The sequence below is a fragment of the Campylobacter sp. P255 genome, assembly GCF_003627915.1.
GTDB lineage: Bacteria > Campylobacterota > Campylobacteria > Campylobacterales > Campylobacteraceae > Campylobacter_D.
Genome location: NZ_NREN01000006.1, coordinates 75,816 through 99,261 on the forward strand (window position 1 = coordinate 75,816; position 23,446 = coordinate 99,261).

At 31.5% G+C, this 23,446-nt stretch carries 26 protein-coding genes; 11 read left to right on the top strand and 15 right to left on the bottom strand.

Annotated elements, in window-relative coordinates:
* The first annotated feature begins 12 nt into the window (after positions 1-12).
* Genes CKA54_RS04480 through mnmA form a run of 6 tightly spaced genes read left to right on the top strand, consistent with a single transcriptional unit; the run spans position 13 to position 4,573 of the window.
* Positions 13-369, top strand: a complete 357-nt coding sequence (locus CKA54_RS04480; protein ID WP_039662656.1) for a hypothetical protein — start codon at positions 13-15, stop codon at positions 367-369.
* Positions 356-1,042: an RNA polymerase sigma factor FliA gene (locus tag CKA54_RS04485; protein ID WP_120760326.1), complete on the top strand. Its 687-nt coding sequence runs from the start codon at positions 356-358 to the stop codon at positions 1,040-1,042. The genes CKA54_RS04480 and CKA54_RS04485 overlap by 14 nt, the downstream gene beginning before the upstream one ends.
* Positions 1,042-2,133, top strand: coding sequence for a flagellar motor switch protein FliM (gene fliM / locus CKA54_RS04490; RefSeq protein WP_039662661.1), 1,092 nt, complete (start codon positions 1,042-1,044; stop codon positions 2,131-2,133). Before CKA54_RS04485 ends, fliM begins: the two co-directional genes overlap by 1 nt.
* Positions 2,123-2,962, top strand: a complete 840-nt coding sequence (gene fliY, locus CKA54_RS04495; RefSeq protein ID WP_043019360.1) for a flagellar motor switch protein FliY — start codon at positions 2,123-2,125, stop codon at positions 2,960-2,962. The genes fliM and fliY overlap by 11 nt, the downstream gene beginning before the upstream one ends.
* Positions 2,959-3,594 carry a TIGR00730 family Rossman fold protein gene (locus tag CKA54_RS04500; protein ID WP_039662666.1) on the top strand — a complete coding sequence of 212 codons (636 nt, stop codon included), beginning with the start codon at positions 2,959-2,961 and terminating at the stop codon, positions 3,592-3,594. Before fliY ends, CKA54_RS04500 begins: the two co-directional genes overlap by 4 nt.
* The gene (gene mnmA, locus CKA54_RS04505; RefSeq protein WP_120760328.1) at positions 3,557-4,573 is read left to right on the top strand and encodes a tRNA 2-thiouridine(34) synthase MnmA; all 1,017 of its coding nucleotides are present in this window, start codon (positions 3,557-3,559) and stop codon (positions 4,571-4,573) included. The genes CKA54_RS04500 and mnmA overlap by 38 nt, the downstream gene beginning before the upstream one ends.
* 111 nt (positions 4,574-4,684) lie before the next feature.
* Here mnmA and CKA54_RS04510 read toward each other — a convergent pair whose 3' ends face one another.
* From CKA54_RS04510 to CKA54_RS04535, 6 genes are read right to left on the bottom strand one after another with little or no spacing between them, the layout of a single operon-like run.
* Positions 4,685-5,392 (bottom strand): restriction endonuclease, encoded by a 708-nt coding sequence (locus CKA54_RS04510; protein ID WP_120760329.1) that lies wholly within the window; start codon positions 5,390-5,392, stop codon positions 4,685-4,687.
* Positions 5,385-6,047 carry a site-specific DNA-methyltransferase gene (locus tag CKA54_RS04515; RefSeq protein WP_120760331.1) on the bottom strand — a complete coding sequence of 221 codons (663 nt, stop codon included), beginning with the start codon at positions 6,045-6,047 and terminating at the stop codon, positions 5,385-5,387. Before CKA54_RS04515 ends, CKA54_RS04510 begins: the two co-directional genes overlap by 8 nt.
* A 49-nt stretch (positions 6,048-6,096) precedes the next feature.
* Entirely contained in the window at positions 6,097-6,588 is a 492-nt protein-coding gene (locus tag CKA54_RS04520; protein WP_039662675.1) for a phosphatidylglycerophosphatase A, read from the bottom strand.
* Between the two features lie 2 nt (positions 6,589-6,590).
* Positions 6,591-7,757 (bottom strand): sulfate adenylyltransferase, encoded by a 1,167-nt coding sequence (locus CKA54_RS04525; RefSeq protein WP_120760333.1) that lies wholly within the window; start codon positions 7,755-7,757, stop codon positions 6,591-6,593.
* Positions 7,735-8,610, bottom strand: a complete 876-nt coding sequence (locus CKA54_RS04530) for a response regulator transcription factor (protein WP_039662679.1) — start codon at positions 8,608-8,610, stop codon at positions 7,735-7,737. The genes CKA54_RS04525 and CKA54_RS04530 overlap by 23 nt, the downstream gene beginning before the upstream one ends.
* The gene (locus CKA54_RS04535; RefSeq protein WP_120760335.1) at positions 8,607-9,722 is read right to left on the bottom strand and encodes a bifunctional 2-C-methyl-D-erythritol 4-phosphate cytidylyltransferase/2-C-methyl-D-erythritol 2,4-cyclodiphosphate synthase; all 1,116 of its coding nucleotides are present in this window, start codon (positions 9,720-9,722) and stop codon (positions 8,607-8,609) included. Before CKA54_RS04535 ends, CKA54_RS04530 begins: the two co-directional genes overlap by 4 nt.
* 107 nt (positions 9,723-9,829) lie before the next feature.
* Between CKA54_RS04535 and CKA54_RS04540 the strand changes: the two genes are divergently transcribed.
* Complete coding sequence (locus CKA54_RS04540) at positions 9,830-10,933, top strand: Mrp/NBP35 family ATP-binding protein (protein WP_120760337.1); 1,104 nt, start codon at positions 9,830-9,832, stop codon at positions 10,931-10,933.
* 10 nt (positions 10,934-10,943) lie between these two features.
* A complete protein-coding gene (locus tag CKA54_RS04545) occupies positions 10,944-12,107 on the top strand; it encodes a tetrahydrodipicolinate N-succinyltransferase N-terminal domain-containing protein (protein WP_120760339.1) in 1,164 nt (387 codons plus the stop codon).
* Positions 12,108-12,117: 10 nt separating this feature from the next.
* On the opposite strand, the gene CKA54_RS04550 is transcribed toward CKA54_RS04545, so the two are convergent.
* The 4 genes from CKA54_RS04550 to galU form a co-directional block, all read right to left on the bottom strand.
* On the bottom strand, positions 12,118-12,999 hold the full coding sequence (locus CKA54_RS04550) for an alpha/beta fold hydrolase (protein ID WP_120760340.1): 882 nt from the start codon (positions 12,997-12,999) through the stop codon (positions 12,118-12,120).
* 17 nt (positions 13,000-13,016) lie between these two features.
* Positions 13,017-13,466, bottom strand: a complete 450-nt coding sequence (locus tag CKA54_RS04555) for a DNA-binding ferritin-like protein (RefSeq protein ID WP_039662691.1) — start codon at positions 13,464-13,466, stop codon at positions 13,017-13,019.
* Positions 13,467-13,596: 130 nt separating this feature from the next.
* Positions 13,597-14,820 carry a glucose-6-phosphate isomerase gene (locus CKA54_RS04560; RefSeq protein WP_120760356.1) on the bottom strand — a complete coding sequence of 408 codons (1,224 nt, stop codon included), beginning with the start codon at positions 14,818-14,820 and terminating at the stop codon, positions 13,597-13,599.
* Positions 14,810-15,640 (bottom strand): UTP--glucose-1-phosphate uridylyltransferase GalU, encoded by an 831-nt coding sequence (gene galU, locus CKA54_RS04565; RefSeq protein WP_120760342.1) that lies wholly within the window; start codon positions 15,638-15,640, stop codon positions 14,810-14,812. Before galU ends, CKA54_RS04560 begins: the two co-directional genes overlap by 11 nt.
* Positions 15,641-15,715: 75 nt before the next feature.
* On the opposite strand from galU, the gene CKA54_RS04570 reads away from it, so the two are divergent.
* On the top strand, positions 15,716-16,297 hold the full coding sequence (locus tag CKA54_RS04570) for a YigZ family protein (protein WP_120760344.1): 582 nt from the start codon (positions 15,716-15,718) through the stop codon (positions 16,295-16,297).
* A gap of 18 nt (positions 16,298-16,315) precedes the next feature.
* Here CKA54_RS04570 and CKA54_RS04575 read toward each other — a convergent pair whose 3' ends face one another.
* From CKA54_RS04575 to CKA54_RS04585, 3 genes are read right to left on the bottom strand one after another with little or no spacing between them, the layout of a single operon-like run.
* Positions 16,316-16,648 carry a hypothetical protein gene (locus CKA54_RS04575; protein WP_039662697.1) on the bottom strand — a complete coding sequence of 111 codons (333 nt, stop codon included), beginning with the start codon at positions 16,646-16,648 and terminating at the stop codon, positions 16,316-16,318.
* Positions 16,649-16,700: 52 nt separating this feature from the next.
* Positions 16,701-17,033 carry a hypothetical protein gene (locus tag CKA54_RS04580; protein WP_039662700.1) on the bottom strand — a complete coding sequence of 111 codons (333 nt, stop codon included), beginning with the start codon at positions 17,031-17,033 and terminating at the stop codon, positions 16,701-16,703.
* Complete coding sequence (locus CKA54_RS04585; RefSeq protein ID WP_120760346.1) at positions 17,030-18,604, bottom strand: ABC-F family ATP-binding cassette domain-containing protein; 1,575 nt, start codon at positions 18,602-18,604, stop codon at positions 17,030-17,032. The genes CKA54_RS04580 and CKA54_RS04585 overlap by 4 nt, the downstream gene beginning before the upstream one ends.
* 53 nt (positions 18,605-18,657) lie before the next feature.
* Here CKA54_RS04585 and CKA54_RS04590 point away from each other — a divergent pair, with 53 nt between their 5' ends.
* Together CKA54_RS04590 and CKA54_RS04595 are read left to right on the top strand one after the other, a co-directional pair.
* The gene (locus CKA54_RS04590) at positions 18,658-19,662 is read left to right on the top strand and encodes a diguanylate cyclase (RefSeq protein ID WP_120760348.1); all 1,005 of its coding nucleotides are present in this window, start codon (positions 18,658-18,660) and stop codon (positions 19,660-19,662) included.
* 1 nt (position 19,663) lies between these two features.
* Positions 19,664-21,031, top strand: coding sequence for a phosphomannomutase/phosphoglucomutase (locus tag CKA54_RS04595; RefSeq protein WP_120760350.1), 1,368 nt, complete (start codon positions 19,664-19,666; stop codon positions 21,029-21,031).
* Here CKA54_RS04595 and tilS read toward each other — a convergent pair.
* A complete protein-coding gene (tilS, locus tag CKA54_RS04600) occupies positions 21,012-21,974 on the bottom strand; it encodes a tRNA lysidine(34) synthetase TilS (RefSeq protein WP_120760352.1) in 963 nt (320 codons plus the stop codon). The two genes, CKA54_RS04595 and tilS, sit on opposite strands and share 20 nt — an antisense overlap.
* Complete coding sequence (gene rimO, locus CKA54_RS04605) at positions 21,964-23,280, bottom strand: 30S ribosomal protein S12 methylthiotransferase RimO (RefSeq protein WP_120760353.1); 1,317 nt, start codon at positions 23,278-23,280, stop codon at positions 21,964-21,966. The genes tilS and rimO overlap by 11 nt, the downstream gene beginning before the upstream one ends.
* Positions 23,281-23,446: the final 166 nt, after the last annotated feature.

The window sequence follows — 23,446 nt, forward strand, 5'->3', positions numbered from 1 at the left end:
TGAAGGAAAAAGATGAGACCAGAGAATTTTGTTGCTTTTTTTACTGTTTGTGGATTTTTTATAGGATTAATGTTTACCATAGTTAATATAGAAGATGCAGTAGAAATAGTCGTATACACTTGCTTGATTACTTTTGTGTTTTATGTGTTAATTCATATTGTGATTATGATCTTTGTAGATGTGCATAAAATTAGCGGAAGAAGCTTTAATAAAGAAAAATACGAAAACGAAAATAATAGCTTTATTGCAGAATTAGCTGCAAGAGAAAAGAAAATGGATTATTTACTTGAAAAACTACAAGAAGAGCGTGAAGATGTTAAGAAAGCTGAAGGCTCGGTAAAGAGAAAAGTAAAACATGCAGCCGCATAATGCCTACGCTTCTACGCTAAAAAAAGAACAAGATGGCTTAGTTATCTCTTATATGCCTGCATTAAGAGCTATGGCTTTTAGACTCAAAGAGCGTTTGCCGGCTAGTATTGATGTGAATGATTTAATCAGTATAGGCGTAGAAGAGATGATCAAGCTTTCACGTCGTTATGATAAAGAACAAAATGATAATTTTTGGGGTTTTGCAAGAAAAAGAGTTAATGGAGCTATGCTTGATTATCTAAGAAGTCTTGATGTGATGAGTAGAAGCAATAGAAAAATTATCAAGGATATTGATGCTATTGTGGATGAGTTTTATCAAGACAATGAAAAAGAACCCGATGATGAATATTTAGCAAAAAGACTTAATCTAGAAGTAGAAAAGGTTAAAGAAGCAAGAGCAGCTCATGCTATATCGCTTGTAATGCCTTTAGATGAGCAGTTAAATTGTTTTAATGATAGCAATATCATAGAACAAATAGAAAAAGAAGAATTGATCGAAAAAATCAATGCGGTTTTAAATGAATTTAAAGAAAGAGAAAAGCTAGTGATTCAACTTTATTATTATGAAGAGTTAAATTTAAAAGAAATTGCAGAGATTTTGGAGATTAGCGAGTCGAGAATTTCGCAAATTCATAAGCGTTTGCTTAAGAAGATTCGAGAAAGGCTAGTTTAATGGCTGAGATACTTTCACAAGAAGAAATTGATGCTCTTTTAGAAGTTGTTGATGATGATGGCGATGATGGAGCAACGTCTTCTAAATTAGAAGATATAGAAGATAAAAGAGATATTGTCGTATATGACTTTAAGCGTCCAAATAGGGTTTCAAAAGAACAGCTTCGTTCGATTAAGGGTATTCATGATAAATTAGCAAGAAACCTTGCTTCACAAATTTCATCTATGATGAGAAGTATAGTGGAGATCAAGCTGCATTCGGTGGATCAGATGACTTATGGTGAATTTTTGATGTCTTTGCCTTCGCCGACAAGTTTCAATGTTTTTTCGATTAAACCTTTAGATGGAAACTGTGTTTTAGAGATCAATCCAAGTATCGCTTTTCCTATGATAGATAGGCTTTTAGGTGGTCAAGGGGAGAGTTTTGATACTTTAAGAGAACTAACAGAAATCGAGCTTAATTTGCTTGATTCTATTTTGCGTATTATTATGCAAAGACTTAAAGAAAGTTGGATGAATGTTACAGAAATTTATCCAAGCGTAGAAGCAAAAGAATCAAGCCCAAATGTCGTGCAAATTGTTTCTCAAAATGAAATTGTTATCATGGTGGTAATGGAGATCATCATTGGAAATTCAAGCGGTATGGTGAATATTTGTTATCCGGTTGTACATTTAGAGAGTATTTTAAGCCGTTTGGCAAATCGTGATATTATGATGGGTGAAACTTCGGCTAAGAAATCAAGAAATAAAGAGCTTAAAACTTTAATCGGTCGTGCTGAAGTGATTTATGAAGCTATGCTTGGTAAGACTTTTATCAATGTAAATGAATTTTTGGACTTAAAACAAGGAGATATTTTAAAGCTTGATAGAAGCGCAGATGATAAAGCCATAGTTGCTATTGATAAAAAAGAGGTATTTTTAGCTCAAGTGGGGCTTCATAGATTTAGAAAGTCAATTAAGATCTTAGAACTTATCAAAACCGATAAAGATGAGATCAAAGAAATGCTTGAAAAATATGAAGATGAAAGAAGAGCAAAAGCAAATTCGTACGATGATAATGAAGAACTAGAAGAGGAAGACGATGATCAATGATTTTTTAGGCATATTTGTCAATGAATGTGTAAGTACAATAGAGGGTTTAACAGGAAAAAGTGCTGAATTTAGCGAGTATTATGAGTATGATGTAAATTCTCAAGACTCTATGACTCCACCATTAGTAAGTGCTACTTTTAATGTAAACAATGAAATGAAAATCAAAATCCTAGCTAGTGCGGTTTTAATGAGTGCAATTGGCGAATGGATGATGGGAGAAGAAGAGATCTCTAAAAATAGCGAGCTCAATGAAGATGAAATGGATGCGGCTAAAGAAGCTATACAAAATATCGTTTCAGCTTTTTCTACTACTTTGGGAGCGCAAAAAGAAATTCCTAAAATGGATTTTAGTTTAGAAAGTTGTGAATTTATCGCAGATACTTTAGAGCTTGGCGGCTTTCATAAATTATATTTATACAATGTACAAATTGCAGATTTAGAAGAAAAAGTTGCTTTGGTTTTTGATGAAAAAATTTATAAGGTTTTAACTAAAACTGATCTAGAAGAGATCGTAGCAACGAATGAAGATCACCCACAAGATCATAAAGCTTTAGCTAATGTTGAAGAGTTAAGAAATATCGGTTTGATCATGGATGTGCGCTTACCTATAAGGGTGCGTATTGGTAGTAAAAAAATGCTTTTAAAAGATGTTTTGACTATGGATATAGGCTCGGTTATCGAGCTTGATCAATTAGCTAATGATCCTTTAGAAATTTTAATAGGCGACAAAAAGATTGCCTATGGGGAAGTGGTTATCGTAGATGGAAACTTTGGAGTGCAAATCACCGAGATTGGATCTAAAAAAGAAAGATTAGAACAATTAAGATGAAAAAATGCATTATCGAAGATGTCGCGCAGCTTCAAGCTTTAGACAAAATTCAAAATGCTGTAACTTTTTTTGGTTCAGCTAGGTTAAAAGAAGAAAATGAGTATTGTATTTTAGCTTCAAATTTAGCTACCAAGTTAGCTGATAAAGGGTATAGTATCATTAGTGGTGGTGGCGGTGGTATTATGCAGGCTGCAAATTATGGAGCTATGCAAAGTAATGCCGAGCATTTAAAATCTTTTGGATTTAATATACATTTACCATTTGAGCAAAAAGCAAATGACTTTTTAGAGTATAATATCACTTTTAAGAGCTTAGCCATTCGCAAAATGGCTCTTATTCAAAAGAGTCTAGCTTTTGTGATTTTCCCAGGCGGCTTTGGGACATTAGATGAATTGTTTGAAATTCTTACGCTTAAACAACTTAGTTTTAAAAAAGATGTTCCTATTATTTTAGTTGGGCAAAAATTTTGGCAACCTCTTGATGAATTTATCAAAACTTCTTTACTAGGACTTGGAACTATATCTAAAAATGATGAGTTAAAGTATAGTATAAGTGATGATTTAGATGAAATTATAAGAATGATAAAGGAAAAAGATGAAAATTCTTGTTGCAATGAGTGGGGGTGTGGATAGTACTGTAACTGCTTATAAATTAAAACAAGCAGGACATGAGGTGATTGGTTGTTATATGAAACTTCATGGAAAACCTAATTATCACGAAGAAAACATACAAAAAGTAGAAAAAGTTGCTAAATTTTTAGGCATCGAATATCATATTTTAGACTTACAAGAAGACTTTAAAAATCAAGTTTATATGCCTTTTGTTAATACTTATAAAGAAGGTAAAACACCAAATCCTTGTGCTTTGTGCAATCGTTTTATCAAGCTTGGTAAACTTTTAGAATTCGCAAAGAGCCTAAACTGTGAAAAATTAGCCACAGGTCACTACGCAAGGATAGAAAATGGTTTGATTAAAACCGCGGTTGATGAGAGTAAAGACCAAAGTTACTTTTTAGCTAATGCAGACAAACAAGCTTTAGAATATTTGATTTTTCCTCTTGGAGAAATGAAGAAAGAAGATGTGAAAAAATTTGCATCAACGATCGATGTTTTAAAATCTTTTGCAACACAAAAAGAAAGTTCAGAAATTTGTTTTGTGGAAGATACTTATGTGCAAGTTTTAGATCAATTTATGGATACTAAAATTCCAGGTATTGTGAGAGATAGTAGCGGCAAGGAAGTAGGTAAACATGAAGGTTATATGCACTATACCATAGGTAAAAGAAGGGGGTTTGAAGTGCGTGGGGCTCATGAACCTCATTTTGTATTAAAAATTGATCCTAAAAAAAATGAAATCATAGTAGGTAAAAAAGACGAGCTTAAAATCAGCGAATTTGTTTTAGATACTATTAATTTATTTGTTGATGCTAAAGAATTAGAGTGTGAGGTAAAAATACGCTACAGATCAAAATCAACCCCATGCAAGGTTTTAATCAATGAAGATAAAAGTGCTAAGATTATCTTACAAGAACCTGTTTATGGGCTTGCTAGCGGACAAATGGCAGTATTTTATGATAAAGATTTAGTGCTTGCTAGTGGATTTATAAAATAATGCTAAAGAGATTAGCCTAAACCTCTGCCAAAAGCAGAGAGTTTGTTTTGATATTGACATAGCCTATTTTGTTGTATTTGTTTAATAAAAAAAGAAAATAAATAGTTTTAACTATTTATTTTCTGAAGTAGCTATTATTTGATTTATTTTTTCCAAAACCTCTGGTATTTTTAAAAGCTCTTCAATGAAATAATTGAAATTTTCTTCCATGTCATTTTTTCGAATATTTATAATCTCTTGATAATCAATATTTAGCAATTGACAGAGTTCTTTACCAGTCATAATATGTTCTAAATCAAATTCATTTTTCATTCCTTCTCGAATAATTTCTTTGTTATTTTGATTAAAACAGCAAACATAATAATCTGTAGAAAATGGTATTTTTGCCCCAAATTTTTCAGAAAATGTTACAAGATTAGCTTTTTCACCTTTCACTTTTTTTGTATCAAATGTATCCCCGTCTTTTAATTCTATTATTTTACACAATCTATAATTGCTAACGATGAAAATTATCATATCTGGTTCAATACCTTTTATCACATCTTTATAATCTTGTGTCTTTTTTAAAATTTTTTTAGTACAAAGAAAAGTCCCTTGGTTTATATTGCTCGTTGTAACTTTTTTAATAAATATGTCTATATTATCAATTGTAGAGCATCTATCAATCAATAATTTTTCTAACTCATTACCATTAGAGATTACACAAGCTTGAACTCTCGAAAGAAGTTGTCCTAACTCATCATTTCCGACAGCTCTTGTGTATCCAGATACTCCACTCTTTTGAACGTTTCGTCCTTGTTGATTTGATATTTTACTCATATAAATCTCCAAATTTTAAGTCACATCCTAGAAATTTTCGATTGGTTTCTTCGCAAGCTTTTAAAACAGAGTAGCCTCCACTAGCGGGATCGACAACAATATCTTCTTCTTGTGTCGTTGCTAAAATTAATTGTTTTTGAAGCTCTACCGGTTTTGAGTGCGTATGAATTTTGTTATTTATCTTTTCATCCCAAACATCTGGAATATTATGAATATTCCAAGTGGTTTTAGCTTTTCTTGGGCTTTTTTGAATTACAATTAGATATTCACATCTTCTTCTAGAGCGGTATCCCATGCCAATTTTTTGTTTATCCCAAGTTATCATATCTACTATTTCAATAGATTTAAAATTGTCTATCCAATCTTTACATTCGAACAAATGGAATTTATCTACCCACAGAAATAAATATCCACTAGGTTTTAAAATTTGTTCTATTTGGTTAATAAAGGCTAATATAATTTCTTTTGTCATTTGAGGTAATTCGGAACGTTCCCTGCCTCTACTTTTTCCTTCATTACCATAAGAAAGTTTGTCTAAAACACCTCTATATTGCGGATCAAAAAAAACCACTTTTATGCTTTCTTTGTCAATTAATTTTAATAATTCTAAGCCATTCATTTTATTTTTTTTGTTCATAATAGCTTTGTATGACATTAATAATTTTCCTTTAATTTTTCAAATAAATACAATAACATTTATGAAGCTAAAATATCTCCATGATGCTTATATCAAACCACAAAAGATCAAATTTAAGCAAAATTCCATAAATCACCGCAGAGAATAATCCTGCGAAAATCCCCGCTAAAACATCATCTAGCATTACACCTAAACCACCTTTGGTTTTTTTGTCAATTTTACCTATGATAGAAGGTTTTGTAATATCAAAAAATCTAAACAAAACAAAAGAAAGTAAAAAGGTAAAAACACTCTGTCCGCAAATTGCTAAGGCTAAAAACACCCCGACAACTTCATCTATAACGATGTGTTTATCATCGTGTATGCCTGTTTGTTTTTCGTATTGGTCGATGACTTTAATAGAGATTAAAAAAAGTAAAATCGCTACTAAAATCAAAGTTTCTATACCCAAATACCTTAAAATAAAAAAAGCAGGAATTAATGCTGCTATTGTACCAAAGGTTCCTGGGGCTTTATTGACACTACCTGAATAAAAAAAAGTTAAAAATAATTTTTGCATAGTTACACCATATATGACATTTGATGAAGTTTTATAAGTTGTTCGTAAAATTCTTTGTCGCTTCGATATTCTAAAATACCATGCGTAGGGAAAAGATTGCTATAGATATTTTGTTTATTATGAAAGCGATTTGGGAAAAGCTCAGATAAAATCAAAGCCGAAATTTCTCTCCTTATAAAAACTGCTGGCGGAATGATACCAAGTCTAAGTAAATTTTTTAAAGAATCTCCGTGGTATTTCATATGATGATGTGCACCGTGTGGGCATGATTTAGTGCTTACTATCATCTTGCATTCATCGCAAAATACAAATTCAGGAAGTATGGTAACTTCTATGTTGTAATCTTTTGCAAAATCATCAAGCACAGTAAAGGCTCTGTTTTGGTTAAAATACATTCCAAGTCCTGCGTGATTTTGCCCTACAAAAACCTTGTTGCAGTCAAAGCTTTTAGCTAAAGCACATTCAAGCACAGGATTTAAATGCGAGGCAAAAATTTTGATATTGTGCAAAGGTATGAGTAAAACTCTAGAAGATGGCAAATAATTTTGCGCAAAAACATCAAAGCAGCGTTTTTTAAGCTTCAAACTTAAACCGTTGTTTTCATAAGACTCTATGAGAAAGATGATCACTAAGTCAGATTCTTCTATAGCCCATCTTAAAATTCTCTCGTGAGCTCTATGAAATGGATCAAAGCTTGAAACAATGGCAGTGATGTTGGAAGGATTGAGTCTTTTTTTGATTTTTTCAAAGTCTTCTTTTATAGCTTTAATGTGATTGTGATAAATTTCAAATTCACCGCTAATGCAAGTTTTTCCAAAGTCTTGAATCAAGCATGCATTTGGTCTAAAAATATCATTGCTGTTTTTATCATTTTCAAATTTGCTTTCTAAGATGATATGCCCTATGGCTTTATCATTACAGATAAAGTCTATTTTGTCGCCTACTTTTGCATTTTCTAAAACCGCATTGTTTTCTTTGGTGCTAGCAGGTGCAAAGGTAAGAGTGTAAGGAATTTTTTGGTTATGGATCATTCCTGTAGCTAAAACTTCATCTCTTTCTTTTTGATTCATCAACTTGGTAAAAGAGCCGAAAATTCCTTGTTTGATGAAACATAAAACCTCGTATTCTTCTTCTGAAATTATAATGCTATTTTTTCTTTGTGATGCCATATTTTTTCCTTTTTTCCCATAAAGACTTTCTTGAAATTCCTAACTTTTTAGATAAATCAGTATCAGGGAAAATGTTTTGATAGCTAATGATAATATGCTTAACATAATCATCAATAGTTAAAATTCCATTGCTTTCAAAGTTTTTTTCATCTTCGCCTAATTCTAAAATTTGAAAATCATTATGTTCGACATTTGTACTTGTATGTATAATAACAGCTTTTTTTAAAGCAAGGTTTAACACCTTTTCTTTTTCCAAAGGTTTGAGGGTTTGAAAATTTACAAGATAATGCAAAGAATTGTCTTTGAAAATTTTATCTAAATTTTGTTGGTGTGAAAGGTCGATGTAGACATTTGCGATATTATGTTCGTTAGTATAGTTAAACACAAAATGGTCTGCAAAAATTTGATTGTTAGCTTTTATGATCAAAGGAAGTTTGATTTTTTTATAATCAAAAATAGGTAATTTTGCAGTTTCAAATTTATGTTTTAAATATGACTGATAGGTGTGGTTTAAGATACTTATTTTTTTAAATTCTTGAAAATGCTTGATTTTACGCACGAGTTCTTCTATCATAAAAGGTTTTTGTATGTAGTCACTTGCACCAGCTTTTAGCGGTGCTAAAACGGTATCTGAGCTGATGTAGGATATTAGTAAAATGATGATTTTGTGCTTAAAAATCTCGATAATATGCTCAAAATTATTCATACTTGTTGAAAGTAAAATAACCTCATAATCACGGTGGGAAAGTTCATTTACATTTGCGATAATGTCACATTCATAGCCTATAGAATTAAGCTTTGAACCTATGCTTTGCGCCAAATAAAATTCATTTTCTACTATTAAAACTTTCATAATTTCATCCAATCAAAATATTTTAAATTTGCACTTGCTAAAACAGCGATCCCTTCTTTGCGTCCAATAAAACCTAAGTGTTCTGTAGTGGTAGCTTTGATGTTGATTTTGTTAGGTGTGGTTTTTAGTGTTTTGGCGATATTAAAAGCAATGGCTTCTTTAAATTCTTTCATCTTGGGAGTTTGAGCGATGATGGTAATATCAGTATTTACAAGTTCAAAACCATAATTTTGCACCAAAGCATAAGCTTTTTGCAACAAAAGCATAGAATCAGCGTTTTTATACTGCATATCATTATCTGGGAAAAGCTCTCCTATATCCCCAAGCCCCGCTGCTCCTAATAATGCATCGACTAAAGCATGGGCTAGCACATCTCCATCAGAGTGTGCTTTTAATCCCATGCTTTCATGTACTTTAACTCCGCCTAAAAGCAAAGGTCTTTCTTCTCCAAATTCATGCACATCAAAACCATTTCCACTGAAAATTTCCCAAGAAGGTGTGGGAAGATTAAAGCTTTTTAGATCTTCTTTGAAGGTGATTTTTTTAGCAAGTTCATCTCCTTGTACATACCAAATTTTACCGCCAATAGCTTGTATTGCGGTGCTATCATCAGTAAAATTCGCGTTTTGCTCCAAAGCTTTTTTAAGCATACTTGTACGAGAAAGTTGTGGGGTTTGTACGAGCTTGATTTTATCTCTATCAATGGCTTCTTGCGCATAAATTGTTGTATCGCTTACTTTTAGCACAGGTGTGATACAATCTGCTTTGTCATAATTTTCTACGATATTGTTAAAAAGATTTTTAGAAATCAAAACCCTTGCTACATCGCTAACTAAAACATACTCGCTTTCAACCATACTTAAAGCATTAAGTAAAGATTGAGCTCTTGTGGAGCCACCTTGAACAAAATGATATTCAGGAGCAAATTTTTTCATGTGAGAAATATTACCAGAAGTAACAACTATTTGTTTAAACGGGTAAAAAGAGCTTAAATTTTTAGTTGCATAAAGCCATAAGGGTTGATCACCTAGCCTTAAAAATTGTTTTTTTACTGGAGCGTTAAACCTTGAAGACTCCCCAGCTGACAGCATAATCAAGGAAATATCTAGCATTTGTTGCACCTTAATTTTTTATTAATGTTACGATATTATACACCATAAAAGCCAAAATTTATATTTATGTTAGTAGAATTAATCATTTTAAATAATAAGGAGAAAAATTGAAGGATAAAATTGAAGAAAGACTAAGACAAGTTATATATCCAGGATTTAAAAAAGATATTGTTAGTTTTGGTTTTGTAAAAAAGATTGAAGCAAATGAAAATCAAGCGCATATTGTAGTGGAGATAGTTTCAGCTAATGCACAAATTGCTCAAGAGCTTAAACTAAATATCGCAAATGCTTTAAAAGATTTGAATTTAGAGCTTAATTTAGAAATCATTCAGCCAAAAATTCCTGAAGAAAAAAGCAACACAAGAAGTGGAAAAAATATCGCCCCACAAATTAAAAACTTCCTTATGGTGTCAAGTGGAAAAGGTGGAGTAGGTAAAAGTACGACAACTTTAAATTTAGCAATTTCTTTGGCAAAAATGGGTAAAAGAGTAGGACTTTTAGATGCAGATATTTATGGACCAAACATACCAAGAATGTTAGGTGAGAGCAAGAGTAAGCCTGAAATTGTAGGGCAAAAGATTCGACCTATTTTATCTCATGGTGTTTATATGATGAGTATGGGTGTATTGATAGAAGAAGGCAAAGGTTTAATGTGGCGTGGTTCTATGATCATGAAAGCGATTGAGCAGCTTTTAGCTGATGTGTTTTGGCCTGAACTTGATGTGTTGTTGCTTGACATGCCTCCTGGAACTGGTGATGCGCAAATTACTTTAGCTCAAAGTGTGCCAGTTAGCGCAGGTGTATGTGTAAGCACTCCTCAAGTGGTATCTTTAGATGATAGTGAAAGAGCTTTGGATATGTTTGAAAAATTACATATTCCTGTTGCGGGTATTATAGAAAATATGAGTGGATTCTTATGTCCTGATAATGGCAAAGAATACGACATCTTTGGAAAAGGTACGACTGAAGAAATGGCAAAAGCTTACAATTGTGATGTTTTAGCTCAAATTCCTATCGAGATGAGTGTAAGAGAGGGCGGAGATAGTGGAAAGCCTGTGAGTTTTTATATGCCTGAGAGTGTCAGTTCTAAAAGATATCTACAAGCAGCTGAAAAAATTTGGGAATTTATCGAAAAAGTAAATCAAGAAGGCATGGTGGATAATTCTGCTATTCAACCTGTGATGAATGGTAAAAGTGCGTGTTCGCAATAGGGAGGAAAGTATGGCAATAGAAAGCAAAGAGGAATTTTTAAATTTAATTAAACAAATTGAACAAAGAATCAACTATAAAAAACCTAAAGCTTTTGGGATAGCTAGACTTGATCTAAGTCAAGTAGATCCTAGTAAAAAACTACAGGCTAGTTTTGGTGTGATCAATTTTGAGCAAAATTACGCAGCCGCAGCGGTGATGTTTGAGGCATTTTTTAGAAGAGGGGTTGATGTTGATTTTAGTGAAAGTGAATTTGTAGCTACTTTGATCAAAGAGGATTTGGAATTTGCTTTAGAATGTTTTGCACCATTTTTACAAGAAGCAGGTCATAAAAACATAGAAGTAATCCAAGCTGTAAAAGAAAATTTTAGAGAAAATGCCTTCTCTTTTGTTTGTATTTTTGAAGATGAGGCACCAAAAAGCTTAGAAAGTGTATATTTAAAACTTTACTTGCTTTCAAATAAAAAAGTACCTTTGAGAAGTTTAAATTTAACAGGTGCTTTTGGAATTTTACCTAATGTTGCATGGAGTGATAACAAGGCGATTGATTTGGACTTTTTAAGAGAAAATGAGATCGATTTGAAAATGAGTGGAAGATATCCAAGGATTGATTATGTAGATAAATTCCCAAGATTTTTAGCACATGTAATTCCTGAAGATAATACTAGAATTTTAGAAAGTTCTAAAGTAAGAATGGGTGCGGTTTTAGCTGCGGGTACTACTATAATGCCAGGAGCTGCTTATGTGAATTTTAATGCAGGTACAACGGGTGCTTGTATGGTGGAGGGGCGTATTAGTTCTTCTGCTATTGTGGGCGAGGGCAGTGATGTAGGAGGCGGTGCTTCTATACTTGGTGTTTTAAGTGGTACTAGTGGCAATGCTATTAGCATTGGTAAGGCTTGTCTTTTGGGTGCAAATTCGGTAACGGGAATTCCTTTGGGGGATAATTGTATCGTTGATGCAGGCATTGCTGTTTTAGAAGGAACTAAGTTTGCTTTAAAAAATAAAGAAGAATTGCAAAAAATCAACCCTGATTTTAAATTCGACAAAGATATATACAAGGGCCTAGAGTTAGCAGGCTTAAATGGTTTGCATTTTAGACAAGATTCGCAAAGTGGAGTGATGATAGTTGCTTTAAATAAAAAAGCAGTGAAACTTAATGAAGATTTGCATTAATTCTTAACCCTTATGGGTTAAGAATTCTAAATAACTCATGTAGCTTATAAATACACACACTAGGATGGTGTTTAACATTGCCTGTGTGGAGTAAAATTTCTTGACTGTTTTTGTGATACAACTTTTGCACAAAATTAAAATTCCACCATTTATAAGTTTTAAAATTGAGATTGTGGGTGGTATTTATATGGAAATTTTTATAAGAATAAGCTTGAAAATTTTGTTTTAAACCTGGTGCTTGAAAGGCATAGACTTCTTTTACTGCATTAGGAAAGGATCTTGCAAAAGCTTGAGCTAGATATCCTCCTAAAGAATGTCCTATAATGATGAGATTTTTATCGATAGGATATTTTTGTTTGAGTTGATCGTAAAAATAATACATCGATTGAATTTGACCTTTAGGATTTTTTCCAAGTAGAATGAAAAAATCACTGTAAAAGTCTTTAAAATCAAAACATAAGGGATTTAGATCGCTTCCTGCAAAAGCTAAGATATAATTTTTTCTTTTTTTATCATAAATAAAATTAGCTCTAAAACCCATTTTAGAGTAAGAGTGCTTTTCGTTGATATGTTCTAATATCTCATAGTTTTTGATAAAACGATAAGCCAAAAACGCGTTGTTAAATCCGCCTACTGGAATTTTGTCTTTTTTGTAGAATGGGTTGGTTAAAGCTTGAAGAATGAACTTGTTTTTTAAATAAGCTTGTTTTGGCAAACTTTGACCTAAAAATACATTTGCACAGTATGCTACTAAACTGTAATCATATAGTTCTTGCAGTAAATGTATATTTTCTTTAAATTTGTTTTGGATTTGAAGAAGTAGTGTTTTTTCGTGAGGGTTTAAAGTAGTTTTTTGACTTAGAATGATGAAATTTTGTAAGTCAAAAAACATTGTAGGGTTTTAAAACCCTACATAGTGCAAGTATTTTGGATAGTTGAGTTAAGCATCCAAAGAACTTTTTCATATTTTGCAATATTTTCTTGTGCAAAAGCTGCAGTTGTAGTATCACTTGCTTTTTCAGCTTCTTCGTTAAGTTTTTTAAATTCAGCTAAAAGATATTTATAGTCTTCTCTAATAAGCTCTAGTACTTCTACAGGAGTAAAGCAGTCTTTTTGAGCTTTTGGTGCTTTTGCATTTTCTAGTAAAGTGCTTGGGCAAACGATAGCTTTTTCTCCAAGTTGTAAAGCTCTTTCAGCACAATCATCGAAAAGTTCTGCCATTTCTTCATAAGCTTTTTCTGTATACTCATGGATAGAAAAGAACTGTAAGCCTTTTACATTCCAGTGATAGTTATGAAATTTAATCCACAAGCTATGTGCATCTGCTTGTAATTGTAATAAATGTTTTGTTACTGACATGTTATCTCCTTTTTTTCATTTGTAAAATTATAACATAGAATTCTTAAATAATAATTATTATTATCTAATAAATTTTATATTATAAAATACTGATGTATTCATTATACTCTTTTTTTGCAATAAAACCAATTTATTTACTAAGCATATTTTTGAGGATTAATTTTCCTACTTCAACACCAGGTTGATCATAGGTGTTTATCCCTAGCATAATACCACAAGCTGAGGTAAATAGTTCATAATAATACATCAAATATCCACAGTGATATGCATCTAGTTTTTCAAGTTCTATTACATCTACACTTAAATTTTCAGCAATCAAAGCATGCATGGTTGCATCACATTGGGCATTTAAAAGATCATGCAGGTTAACTTCATTAGTGAAGTCACAATTTTGCAAATGATTAAAACTGATATTTGGGATATTGGGTGATTTTTGACTGTCTTTGATTTTTAAAAAAGTAACAGTTTTATCTTTAGGTCCATCCATGATTAGTTGTAAAAAACTGTGCTGATCTCTAGCTCCAATTAAAGCAATAGGAGTTAATCCTATGCGTTTAAAGCCTTGTTTTTTACCTAAACTTTCAGCAATGAGTTGAATATACCATTCATTAAAACCTTTAAATGCATCGCCATAGGAAAAAAGCACATTAATATGTGCACTTTTGTGAGTACAATAATGATAAGCTTTTTGTAAAATTTGATCGCATTTTTTTTCAAAAAAATCTACATAGCAAGCTTTTGCACCCTCTAGCAAGGCTTTGGTGTCATAGCCACAAAAAGTCAAAGGAACAATACCAATCGCAGATAAAACACTAAATCTACCCCCTACATTTTTAGGTATGAAAAAGCATTTTATGTTTAACTCATCGCCTAACTTATGAAGTTTGGAGTCAAAATCTGTGATAAATACAAAGTTTTCGTGTAAATTTTCTTTTTGTAAGTCAAAATGCGCCATGATAAGCTTAAATAAAGAAATTACTTCTATAGTTGTGCCTGATTTACTTGCAATGATAAAAAGCGTAGTTTTAGGATCAAGCATATCCATAGTATGTGTAAAGGTGTGCGAGGAGGTATTGTCTATAATAAAAAGTTTTTTTTCTTCTACATGATCAAATAAAAGTTCTTTTAAAGCTTTAACCCCACAACTTGATCCGCCCATACCTACTAAAACAATGCTATTTATATGGGGTTTGGTTGCGATATATTCTTTGCTTTCTTTAATCAAGTCTAAGCTTGTATCTACTAGATGATAATACCCCACATCGCCACTTTCTAACTCATCATTCATTCTACTAGCATAAGCGGTAATTTTTTTAAAATCTTGACTTTTAAAAAATAAAGTATTATTTAGCATTTTTGCTTTTCTCATAAAAATAATTTGTCGCTTCTACAAAGCCTTCTACACTTCCACAATCAAATCTTTTGCCTTTGAATTTATAAGCTAAAACCATATTATTAGTTGCTTGTGAAAGCAAGGCATCGGTAAGTTGTATTTCACCATTTTTGCCCGCTTTGGTGTTTTCTAAAATACCAAAAATATCAGGTGTTAAGATGTATCTTCCTATGATCGCTAAATTACTTGGCGCATCTTTTGGATCAGGTTTTTCTACCATAGAATTTACCATGATTAAATCCTCTTCCACAGCATTTCCAGCGATCACACCATAGTTTGAAACTTGATCAGGTTCAACTTCCATCACGGCCACAACAGAGCAACGATATTTTTCATAAATTTTGACCATTTGGGCTAAAACATTAACTCCGTTTTCATTGACACATAAATCATCAGCTAAAATCACTCCAAAAGCTTCATCTTGTACCAAAGGTTTTGCTTTTAAAACTGCATCTCCTAAACCTTTCATTTCATTTTGTCTTGTAAAAGTAAAAGTACAACGATCAATAAGCTTTCTAATCTCGCTTAAAAGGTATTCTTTTTTAGTGCCTGCGATTTGGTGTTCAAGTTCATAAGAAATATCAAAATAATCCTCCAAAGCTCTTTTTCCACGCCCTGTTACAAAGCCCATGGTTTCCATGCCTGCTTCTAAAGCCTCATCTACTCCATAGTGAATCAAGGGTTTAGTTAGTATAGGCAGCATTTCTTTAGGTAGGGTTTTGGTCGCAGGTAGAAATCTAGTACCATAGCCTGCTGCAGGAAAAATACAAGTTTGAAGCATAGTTTATCCTTAAAATTTTATAAGTTGTTTTGATTATAATTTTATTTAAATATTATAGCTAATTTTAAGGAAAAAATGAAAACAATTGATCAGATTTATCAAGCAAAAATAGAAATCAAAAAATCGACTTTTTTATCTTTTTTATGTCCTTTTGAAGATTTTCAAGCATTAATGCAAAGACTAAGAAGTGAACATTTAAAAGCTGTGCATTTTGTATATGCTTATAGGTATTTAAATGAGTTGGGTCAAATTGTAGAAGATAAAAGCGATGATGGGGAGCCAAAGGGAACTTCTGCAATGCCTTGTTTAAATGTTTTAAGAGGGGCTTTACTGGTTAATTGTGCGGTGATTGTGGTGCGTTATTTTGGTGGGATAAAACTTGGCACAGGCGGGCTTGTTAGAGCTTACAGTGATGCGACAAATGAAGCGATTTTAAAAGCTAATCTTATAGAGTTTGAAACCAAAAATATCTTAAATTTAAATATCCCTTTTCATTTTTATGCACGATTTGAGCATTTTTTAAACAAAAATAATATCTCTTGTAAAAAGACGTTTTTGGAAAATGTCGAACTTAGCGTGAGTGTCAACGCTAAAGAAGAAGAAGAATTTAAAAAATTTGCAAAAGAATTTGAATTTAGTGGACTTGTTTGGAAGTAAGCAAATGCTTACTTCGTTTTATAAAGAATTTAAAAGATCTTTTACCATATCTTTTTGTGGTTCTTGTTTTTCTTCTATGTTATTTTGTACACTAGTTTCGTTTTGACCCCTAAAGCGGTAATTATAGATATTTGACATATTAGAGCTAAAAATTCCCGTGCTAAATTGATCTTGATTCATAGCTTTTGAGAAAAGCTCATCTAGTTTTAAACTTTGTTCGTTTAAATTTTCATTGCTACTTTGATTTAGCAAGGACATAAAGTCTTCGCCAGAACTTTGTGTGCTTTTATAAGCACTGCTTTGACCATACCCATACTCCTTAACCGATAAATTATCATGGTTAACTTGCATGTTTTCTCCTTTCAAAAAATATTACAAGGAAAAAACAAGCAAAAATTATTCCTTAATCACCATGCGTAGGGTAATATTCTGCGTCGATTTCATTGTTTTTTATAAATTCTTCTCTCGCATTTGCACAACGCTCATCTCTTAATTTTCTATACGCATTTCTGCTTTCTAGCTCTTGAGCATTTAAAGGACGATCTTCTAAGAATGAAATATGAAAATAAGTATCATCTTTTTTGCTAAATTTTTCATAAAATTCTACATAATCAAAATAATCTTTTTCGCTTTGAAAATCTATACTTTCTTCGACATAAATTGTTGGTCCAAAACCTCTGTGGTTTTGAGTAAAATGCCCAAAACCAGCTGCGTATTTTATTTTAAACGAATTCATTCTAAACCTCCTAAAAATTCGTCATAACTTCCTTTAAAATCGGTTAGTTTTCCATCTTCTAAAAACCATATGCGATTTGCAAAGGCACTAATTAGCTCTCTATCGTGGCTTATGCATATTACACAACCTTTAAAGTTGTATAAAGCTTCTCCTAATGCGATGATACTTTCAAGATCTAAATGGTTATCTGGTTCATCTAAAAGCAAGAAATTTCCGCGTTCTAGCATTAGTTTTGAAAGCATTAAGCGATGTTTTTCACCCCCACTTAAACTAGAAGCCATTTTTTCTTGATCGCTTCCGCTAAATAGCATTCTACCAAGACATTTGCGAATTTCGTCTAAATCTTTGAATTTTTCGCTCATCAGCCATTCATAAAGTTTCAAATCTTCATTGATTAAGTTGGTTGTATCTTGTGAGAAATATCCCATTTCTATAGTAGCACCAAGGTGAATATGACCGCTATCAGGTTCTAATTTTGAGGCAATGATTTTAGCTAAAGTACTTTTTCCAACGCCATTTGCACCAATTAGGGCGATTTTATCACCTTTTTCTAATTTTAATTCTAAATTTTCAAATAAAGTTTTATCGTAAGCTTTGCTAATGCCCTTTAGTTCTAAAACTTCATTTCCAATTTCTCTATTAGTTCTAAAAACGATACTAGGATCGCGTCTGCTTGAAGTTTTAATCTCTTCAAGTTCAAGTTTTTCTAAGGCTTTAGCTCTACTTGTGGCTTGTTTGGCTTTTGAAGCATTAGCACTAAAACGGCGTATGAAATTTTCTAATTCTTCTCTTTCTTTTAAAGTTTTATCGCGCTTGAGTTCGGCTTGTTTAGCAAGTAAGGTCGAAGCCATGTACCAATCATCATAATTTCCAGCAAAATCTCTAATTTGCTTAAAATCAACATCTAAAATTCTTGTGCAGACTTTATTTAAAAAATGTCTATCGTGGCTAATTACTACTAAGGTTCCTTCATGTCTTAAAAGTTCATTTTCAAGCCAAGAAATAGCTTCTAAGTCAAGGTTGTTTGTAGGCTCATCTAAAAATAATACATCAGCACCTAAAAATAACACTTGCGCTAATAAAACTTTAAATTTATCTGCACTTTGTAAAGTACTCATAAGCGCATTAAAATCTTTAATGTTTAATGAGCTAAGAATTTTTTCACATCTAAGTTTACAATCATAGTTTGGATCCTCTTCTGCTGTTATGATTTCAAGCTCACTTAGCCTATCATTGATTTCATCGGTAAATTCTTCGCTCATATATAATTTTTCTTTTTCTTTTAGCGCATCATATAATCTTTTATTAGCGCACATTACTGCATCTTTGATAGTGTAATTTTCAAAGGCAAATTGGTCTTGCCCTAATACGGCGATTTTTAAATTCGGATCTATGCAAATTTCACCGCTACTTGATTCGATTTCGCCTGAGAGAATTTTTAAAAAAGTTGATTTTCCTGCCCCATTTGCACCTATAAGGCCATATCTTTCACCACGGTTTAGCTTTAAATTTACATCTTCAAATAAAAGTTGATTTGCAAAACGCATTGTGAGATTTTTTACTTCTACCATTAATATCCTTAAAATATTTTTGCTATAATTTTAACAAAAAAAGGTTTATTATTTTGGATTTTTCATATTTATTGTTAAAAACATTGCCAAGTATGACTTTGGTTTTTAATATTTTAGCTTTATTTTTAGCTTATTTTTTAAAGCAAAATAAGATTTTTTTCTTACTTTTGTTGATTTTATGCGCTAGAGCTTTATCTTTGGTAGCAAGTGAATATCAAGCGCATTTATTTATCTCGGTATTTTTACCTTTTTCTTTTGTGCTTTTTGTGTTTTTACAAGATAGCAAGCTTGTATTTGAAAGAATTAACCTTATTAAATTTGCTTATTTAGCTTTTATGGGGTTGGTAGCATTGATACTTAGCACAAGCACCAACTTTAACGCAAGTATTACAAGTGAAATTTTTGGTTTATCAACGCATTTTTTTACCCCTATTAGTGAGTTGAGTTATTGCGTGTTTTGGGTGGGATTTATATTTTTATTATTTTCATATTTTCAAAATAATGATTTTCATTTTTTACTAGCTTATATGGGTTTAAGCGTGCAGTTTTTATTTTATAATAATATTGACCTAGGTTATTATGAATTTGCCTCTTTAGTGTTGATAGGGTTTTTAGCGTATAAAGCTTATAAAATAGCTTTTTTTGATACTTTAACTAATTTGCCAAACTTAAAAGCTTTAAGAAGATATGCACAAGGACTTGAAAATTTTCATTTAGCATTGGTGGAAGTTAAAAACATCAATGAAATTTACCACCAAAATGGTTTGAAAATGGGAGAGTTTGTGTTGTATAACTTTGGAAGAATTTTAAAAAAAGCTTTACATGCTAGAATTTTTAAAGATGATAAGGATTGTTTTATCATTGTTTTTGAAAATGAAAATATAGCTTTTGTGCAAAGTAAACTTCAAATGCTTGAAAATTTCATACAAAAATACACTTTTGAACTGAAAGAGCAAAAAGCAAAGTTAGACATTAAACTCTGCTTATCAAGCAAAAATGAAAATTTAGAAGAGAGTTTAAGACAGGCAAAATTAGAACTTAGAAAACAAAAGGATTAAGATGTTGGATTTGATTTTTAGAGAGTATGATATAAGAGGACTTTACCCGAGTGAACTTAATGAAAAAAGTGTAAAAGCTATAGGTTATGCTTTGGGATTGGAAATGAGAGCAAGAGGTTGTGAGAAAGTTAGCGTAGGTTATGATGCAAGATATAGTGCTAATGAACTTTTTAATTATTTAATTAGTGGTTTAAATAAAGCTAATATGCAAGTGTTTGATATAGGCTTAGCACCAACTCCTATGGGATATTTTAGCTTGTTTTTCGATGAGATTTTTGACGCAAATATCATGATAACAGGCTCACATAATCCAAAGGAGTATAATGGGTTTAAAATCACAATCAACAAAGAAAGTTTTTTTGGTGCTGACTTAAAAAAGCTTTCTTTAAAAGTGCAAGAGTATTTAGAACTTGAAATAAATGATGACTTAAGATATGAAAACTATGATATAAAAAGTTTATATATAGATTTTTTAGTGAAGCATTTTTCACATCTTAAGGATTATAAAGAAAAAATCATCATTGATTGTGCAAATGGGGCTACTGGAGTGATTATAAAACCTTTGGTAGAAAAATTAAACCTTAATGCACAAATTTTATTTGAAAATCCTGATGGAACCTTTCCAAATCATGCACCTGATCCAACAGAGCTTGAAAATTTACATGCATTGCAAGTTGCGTTAAATGAAGATGAAAACGCAAAAATGGGTTTTGCTTTTGATGGAGATGGAGACCGTTTGGTAGTGGCAAGTAAAGACTATGTATTTAAAGGCGATGAACTTTGTTATTTGTTTGCTAAAAATATTGAAAATCCTAGAGTTTTAGGTGAGGTAAAATGTTCTAAAAATCTTTTTGATGAGGTGACAAAAATTGGTTTTATTATGATGGGTAAAACCGGACATTCGAATATTAAAAAAATGATGAAAGAGCAAAATATCGACATTGCAGCAGAGCTTAGTGGCCATATTTTCTTTAAAGATAGATATTTTGGTTATGATGATGGAATTTACGCATTTTTAAGAACTTTAGAGCTTTTGGCGAATGAGTATGATCTAGAAAAACTCATTAAAAAACTACCAAAACTGTATGCAAGTGAAGAGATCAAGCTTAAAGTAAGCGAAGAAAACAAATTTCAAATCATAGAAAAATTTAAAGAAAAAGTAAAAGCTAATGCTTTTGAAAATGTGCTTGATTGCAATGAAATTGATGGAGTTAGAATCACTTTTAAAAAAGGCTGGGCGCTTTTGCGTGCTTCTAATACTAGTCCGTATCTTATCATGCGTGTTGAAGCTACAAGTGTTGAATTTAAAGACTTTTTAGAAGCAAGAGTAAAAGAACTTTTTGAAACTATCACAAAAGAGCTTGTATAAGCTCTTTTGTATCAATGTTTTTTGTATATAAATATGCTCTTAAGAGTTTAGGAATTTTTGCTTTTCTATAAATTTCTTTCAAGTCTTTTGGTATTTTTTCACAACTTACAAAAGGAAAAATCAAAACTTTTTCTTGCATATAAACAATGCCTATTTTATGTGAAATTACCCCATCGCCTTTTAATGCTTCTTGCCTTTGTTTGGCACTTAAAAGCACTCCGAGTTTCTTAAAGCATTTTGCGATTAAGCTTTCATCTTTATGGGTAATGTAGATATTTTTAAATTCGCAAATATCTTCTTCTTTTAAATCTTTTTCAAGGTAGGTAAAACTTTTTTTAACCCCATTTGAATAAAGCTTTAAAAACTCATTTGCAAAATTTTTGCGTATAAAATTTCTAAAATATCTTTCATCATCATTACTCTCATCATGAAAATAGCTGATATTATTTTCTTTTAGATAGTTTGAAATTTCTTCTTTTGGGGTTTGAAGCAAGGGTCTTATAATGGTAAAATGTTTTCTTTTTTCAATATCTTTAAAGCCAAGTAACTCTCTAAGCCCTGCGCCTTTGGAAAATTGCATTAAGAACCATTCTAGTTTATCATTTAAATGGTGAGCTAGTAAAAGATTGTCATAACAATGGCTTTGACAAAGTTCTTCAAAAAAATCATAACGTAAAGCTCTTGCATGTGCTTCGAAATTTTTAGTTATTTTGGGTGCGGTTTTGATATAGATTTTTTTATGAAAACGCTTGGCTAGTTCCTTAGCGCTTTGCTCTTCTTTGTCACTATTTTTACGAGTTTTATAGTTTATAAAAGCAAGATCAAAATCTATGTTTTTTTCTAAAAGAATGAAAAACAAAGCACTAGAATCACTCCCATGAGAAAATGCTAAAAGATTTTTCCCTTGCTTTAAATGATTTAAGTATTTGTTATCAATCATCAAGCTTTCTTAAGGCTTTTGCAATGAGTTTTTTGTCTAAGCTTTGTGTAATTTCACACTCATAAAGTTCACCCATTTCTAAATCTCCACAATCACTTTCATTAATGAGAATTTCTCCATCTATATTTCTATCCCAACGCAAGTCTTTTGCACCGATGAAAAATTCTCCTTCAGAGCTTTGACCTTCACAAAATGCTAAAGTTTTTTTGCCAACTTGTTGGTTGAAGCTTTTTTCTATGCACTCATCAACGATTTTTTCTATAGTTTTTAACCTTGCATTGATGATTTTATTTGGAATTTGCTCCATATTAAAAGCTGCAGTATCTTCTTCTTTAGAATATGCAAAAACACTAATTCTATCAAAACCAAATTCTTTGATAAAGGTGCATAATTCTTCAAAGTCCTCATCGCTTTCTCCGGGGTGACCCACGATAAAACCTGTACGCAAAAAAGAATTTGGTGCTTGCTTCATTAAATTTAAAAGTTCGATTAATTTAGCTTTATTGGCTCCACGCTTCATGATTTTAAGCATATTGTCGCTAATGTGTTGCAAAGGCATGTCAAAATAATTTACAAAAACTTTTGATTGGATGATCTTTTTTATCACTTCTTTGCTAATGCTTGTTGGATATAGGTATAAAATTCTAGCAGATTTTACACCTTGGATATTTTCTACGGCTTCAATGAGTTTTAAAAGTCCATCTTTTTGACCTTGATCAAACAAATATGAACTTGTATCTTGAGCGATAAAAGAAAAGTCTTTATAGCCTTTTTTAACAAGTTCTTTTACTTCATTTATAATGCTTTCTAAGCTTCTTGACTTGAGTTTTCCTTTAAAGCTTGGTATAGCACAAAATGAACATTTTTGATTACACCCTTCAGCTATTTTGATAAAGGCATGATAGTTAGAGCCTGTGATCACGCGATTAGTATTTTTATCTTGTAAGTAAGTAGAATTAGAAAAAAGATTAGTTTTTTTAAGTATCATCTCATCAATTTTTTCATAATCTCCCACACCGGTAAAAAGATCAACTTCAGGAAGTTCTTTCATCAATTCTTCGCGGTAGCGTTGCATTAAGCAGCCTGTTACAACTAGCAATGAATCTTTTTTTCTTTGCTCGTGTAAGTCTAAAATCGCATTTATACTTTCTTTTTTTGCACTATCGATAAAGCCACAAGTGTTAACAATCAAAACATCAGCTATACTTGGCTCATCACAAATTTCATAATCACTCAATCTTCCAAGCATGATTTCACTATCAACTAAATTTTTATTACAACCTAAAGACATTAAAAAAAGTTTTGGCATATTTCTCACTTTAAATATTTTATAATTTGCTTTAAGAAATTATATCCTTATTTTTTTAAATCTCTCGCTAATTTCTAGTTTTTGAACAATTTCTACTTTAGTTGGTATTTTATAACTAGCTAATTTATCTTTACAAAATATTCTTATCTTTTTTTTAGCTTCTAGT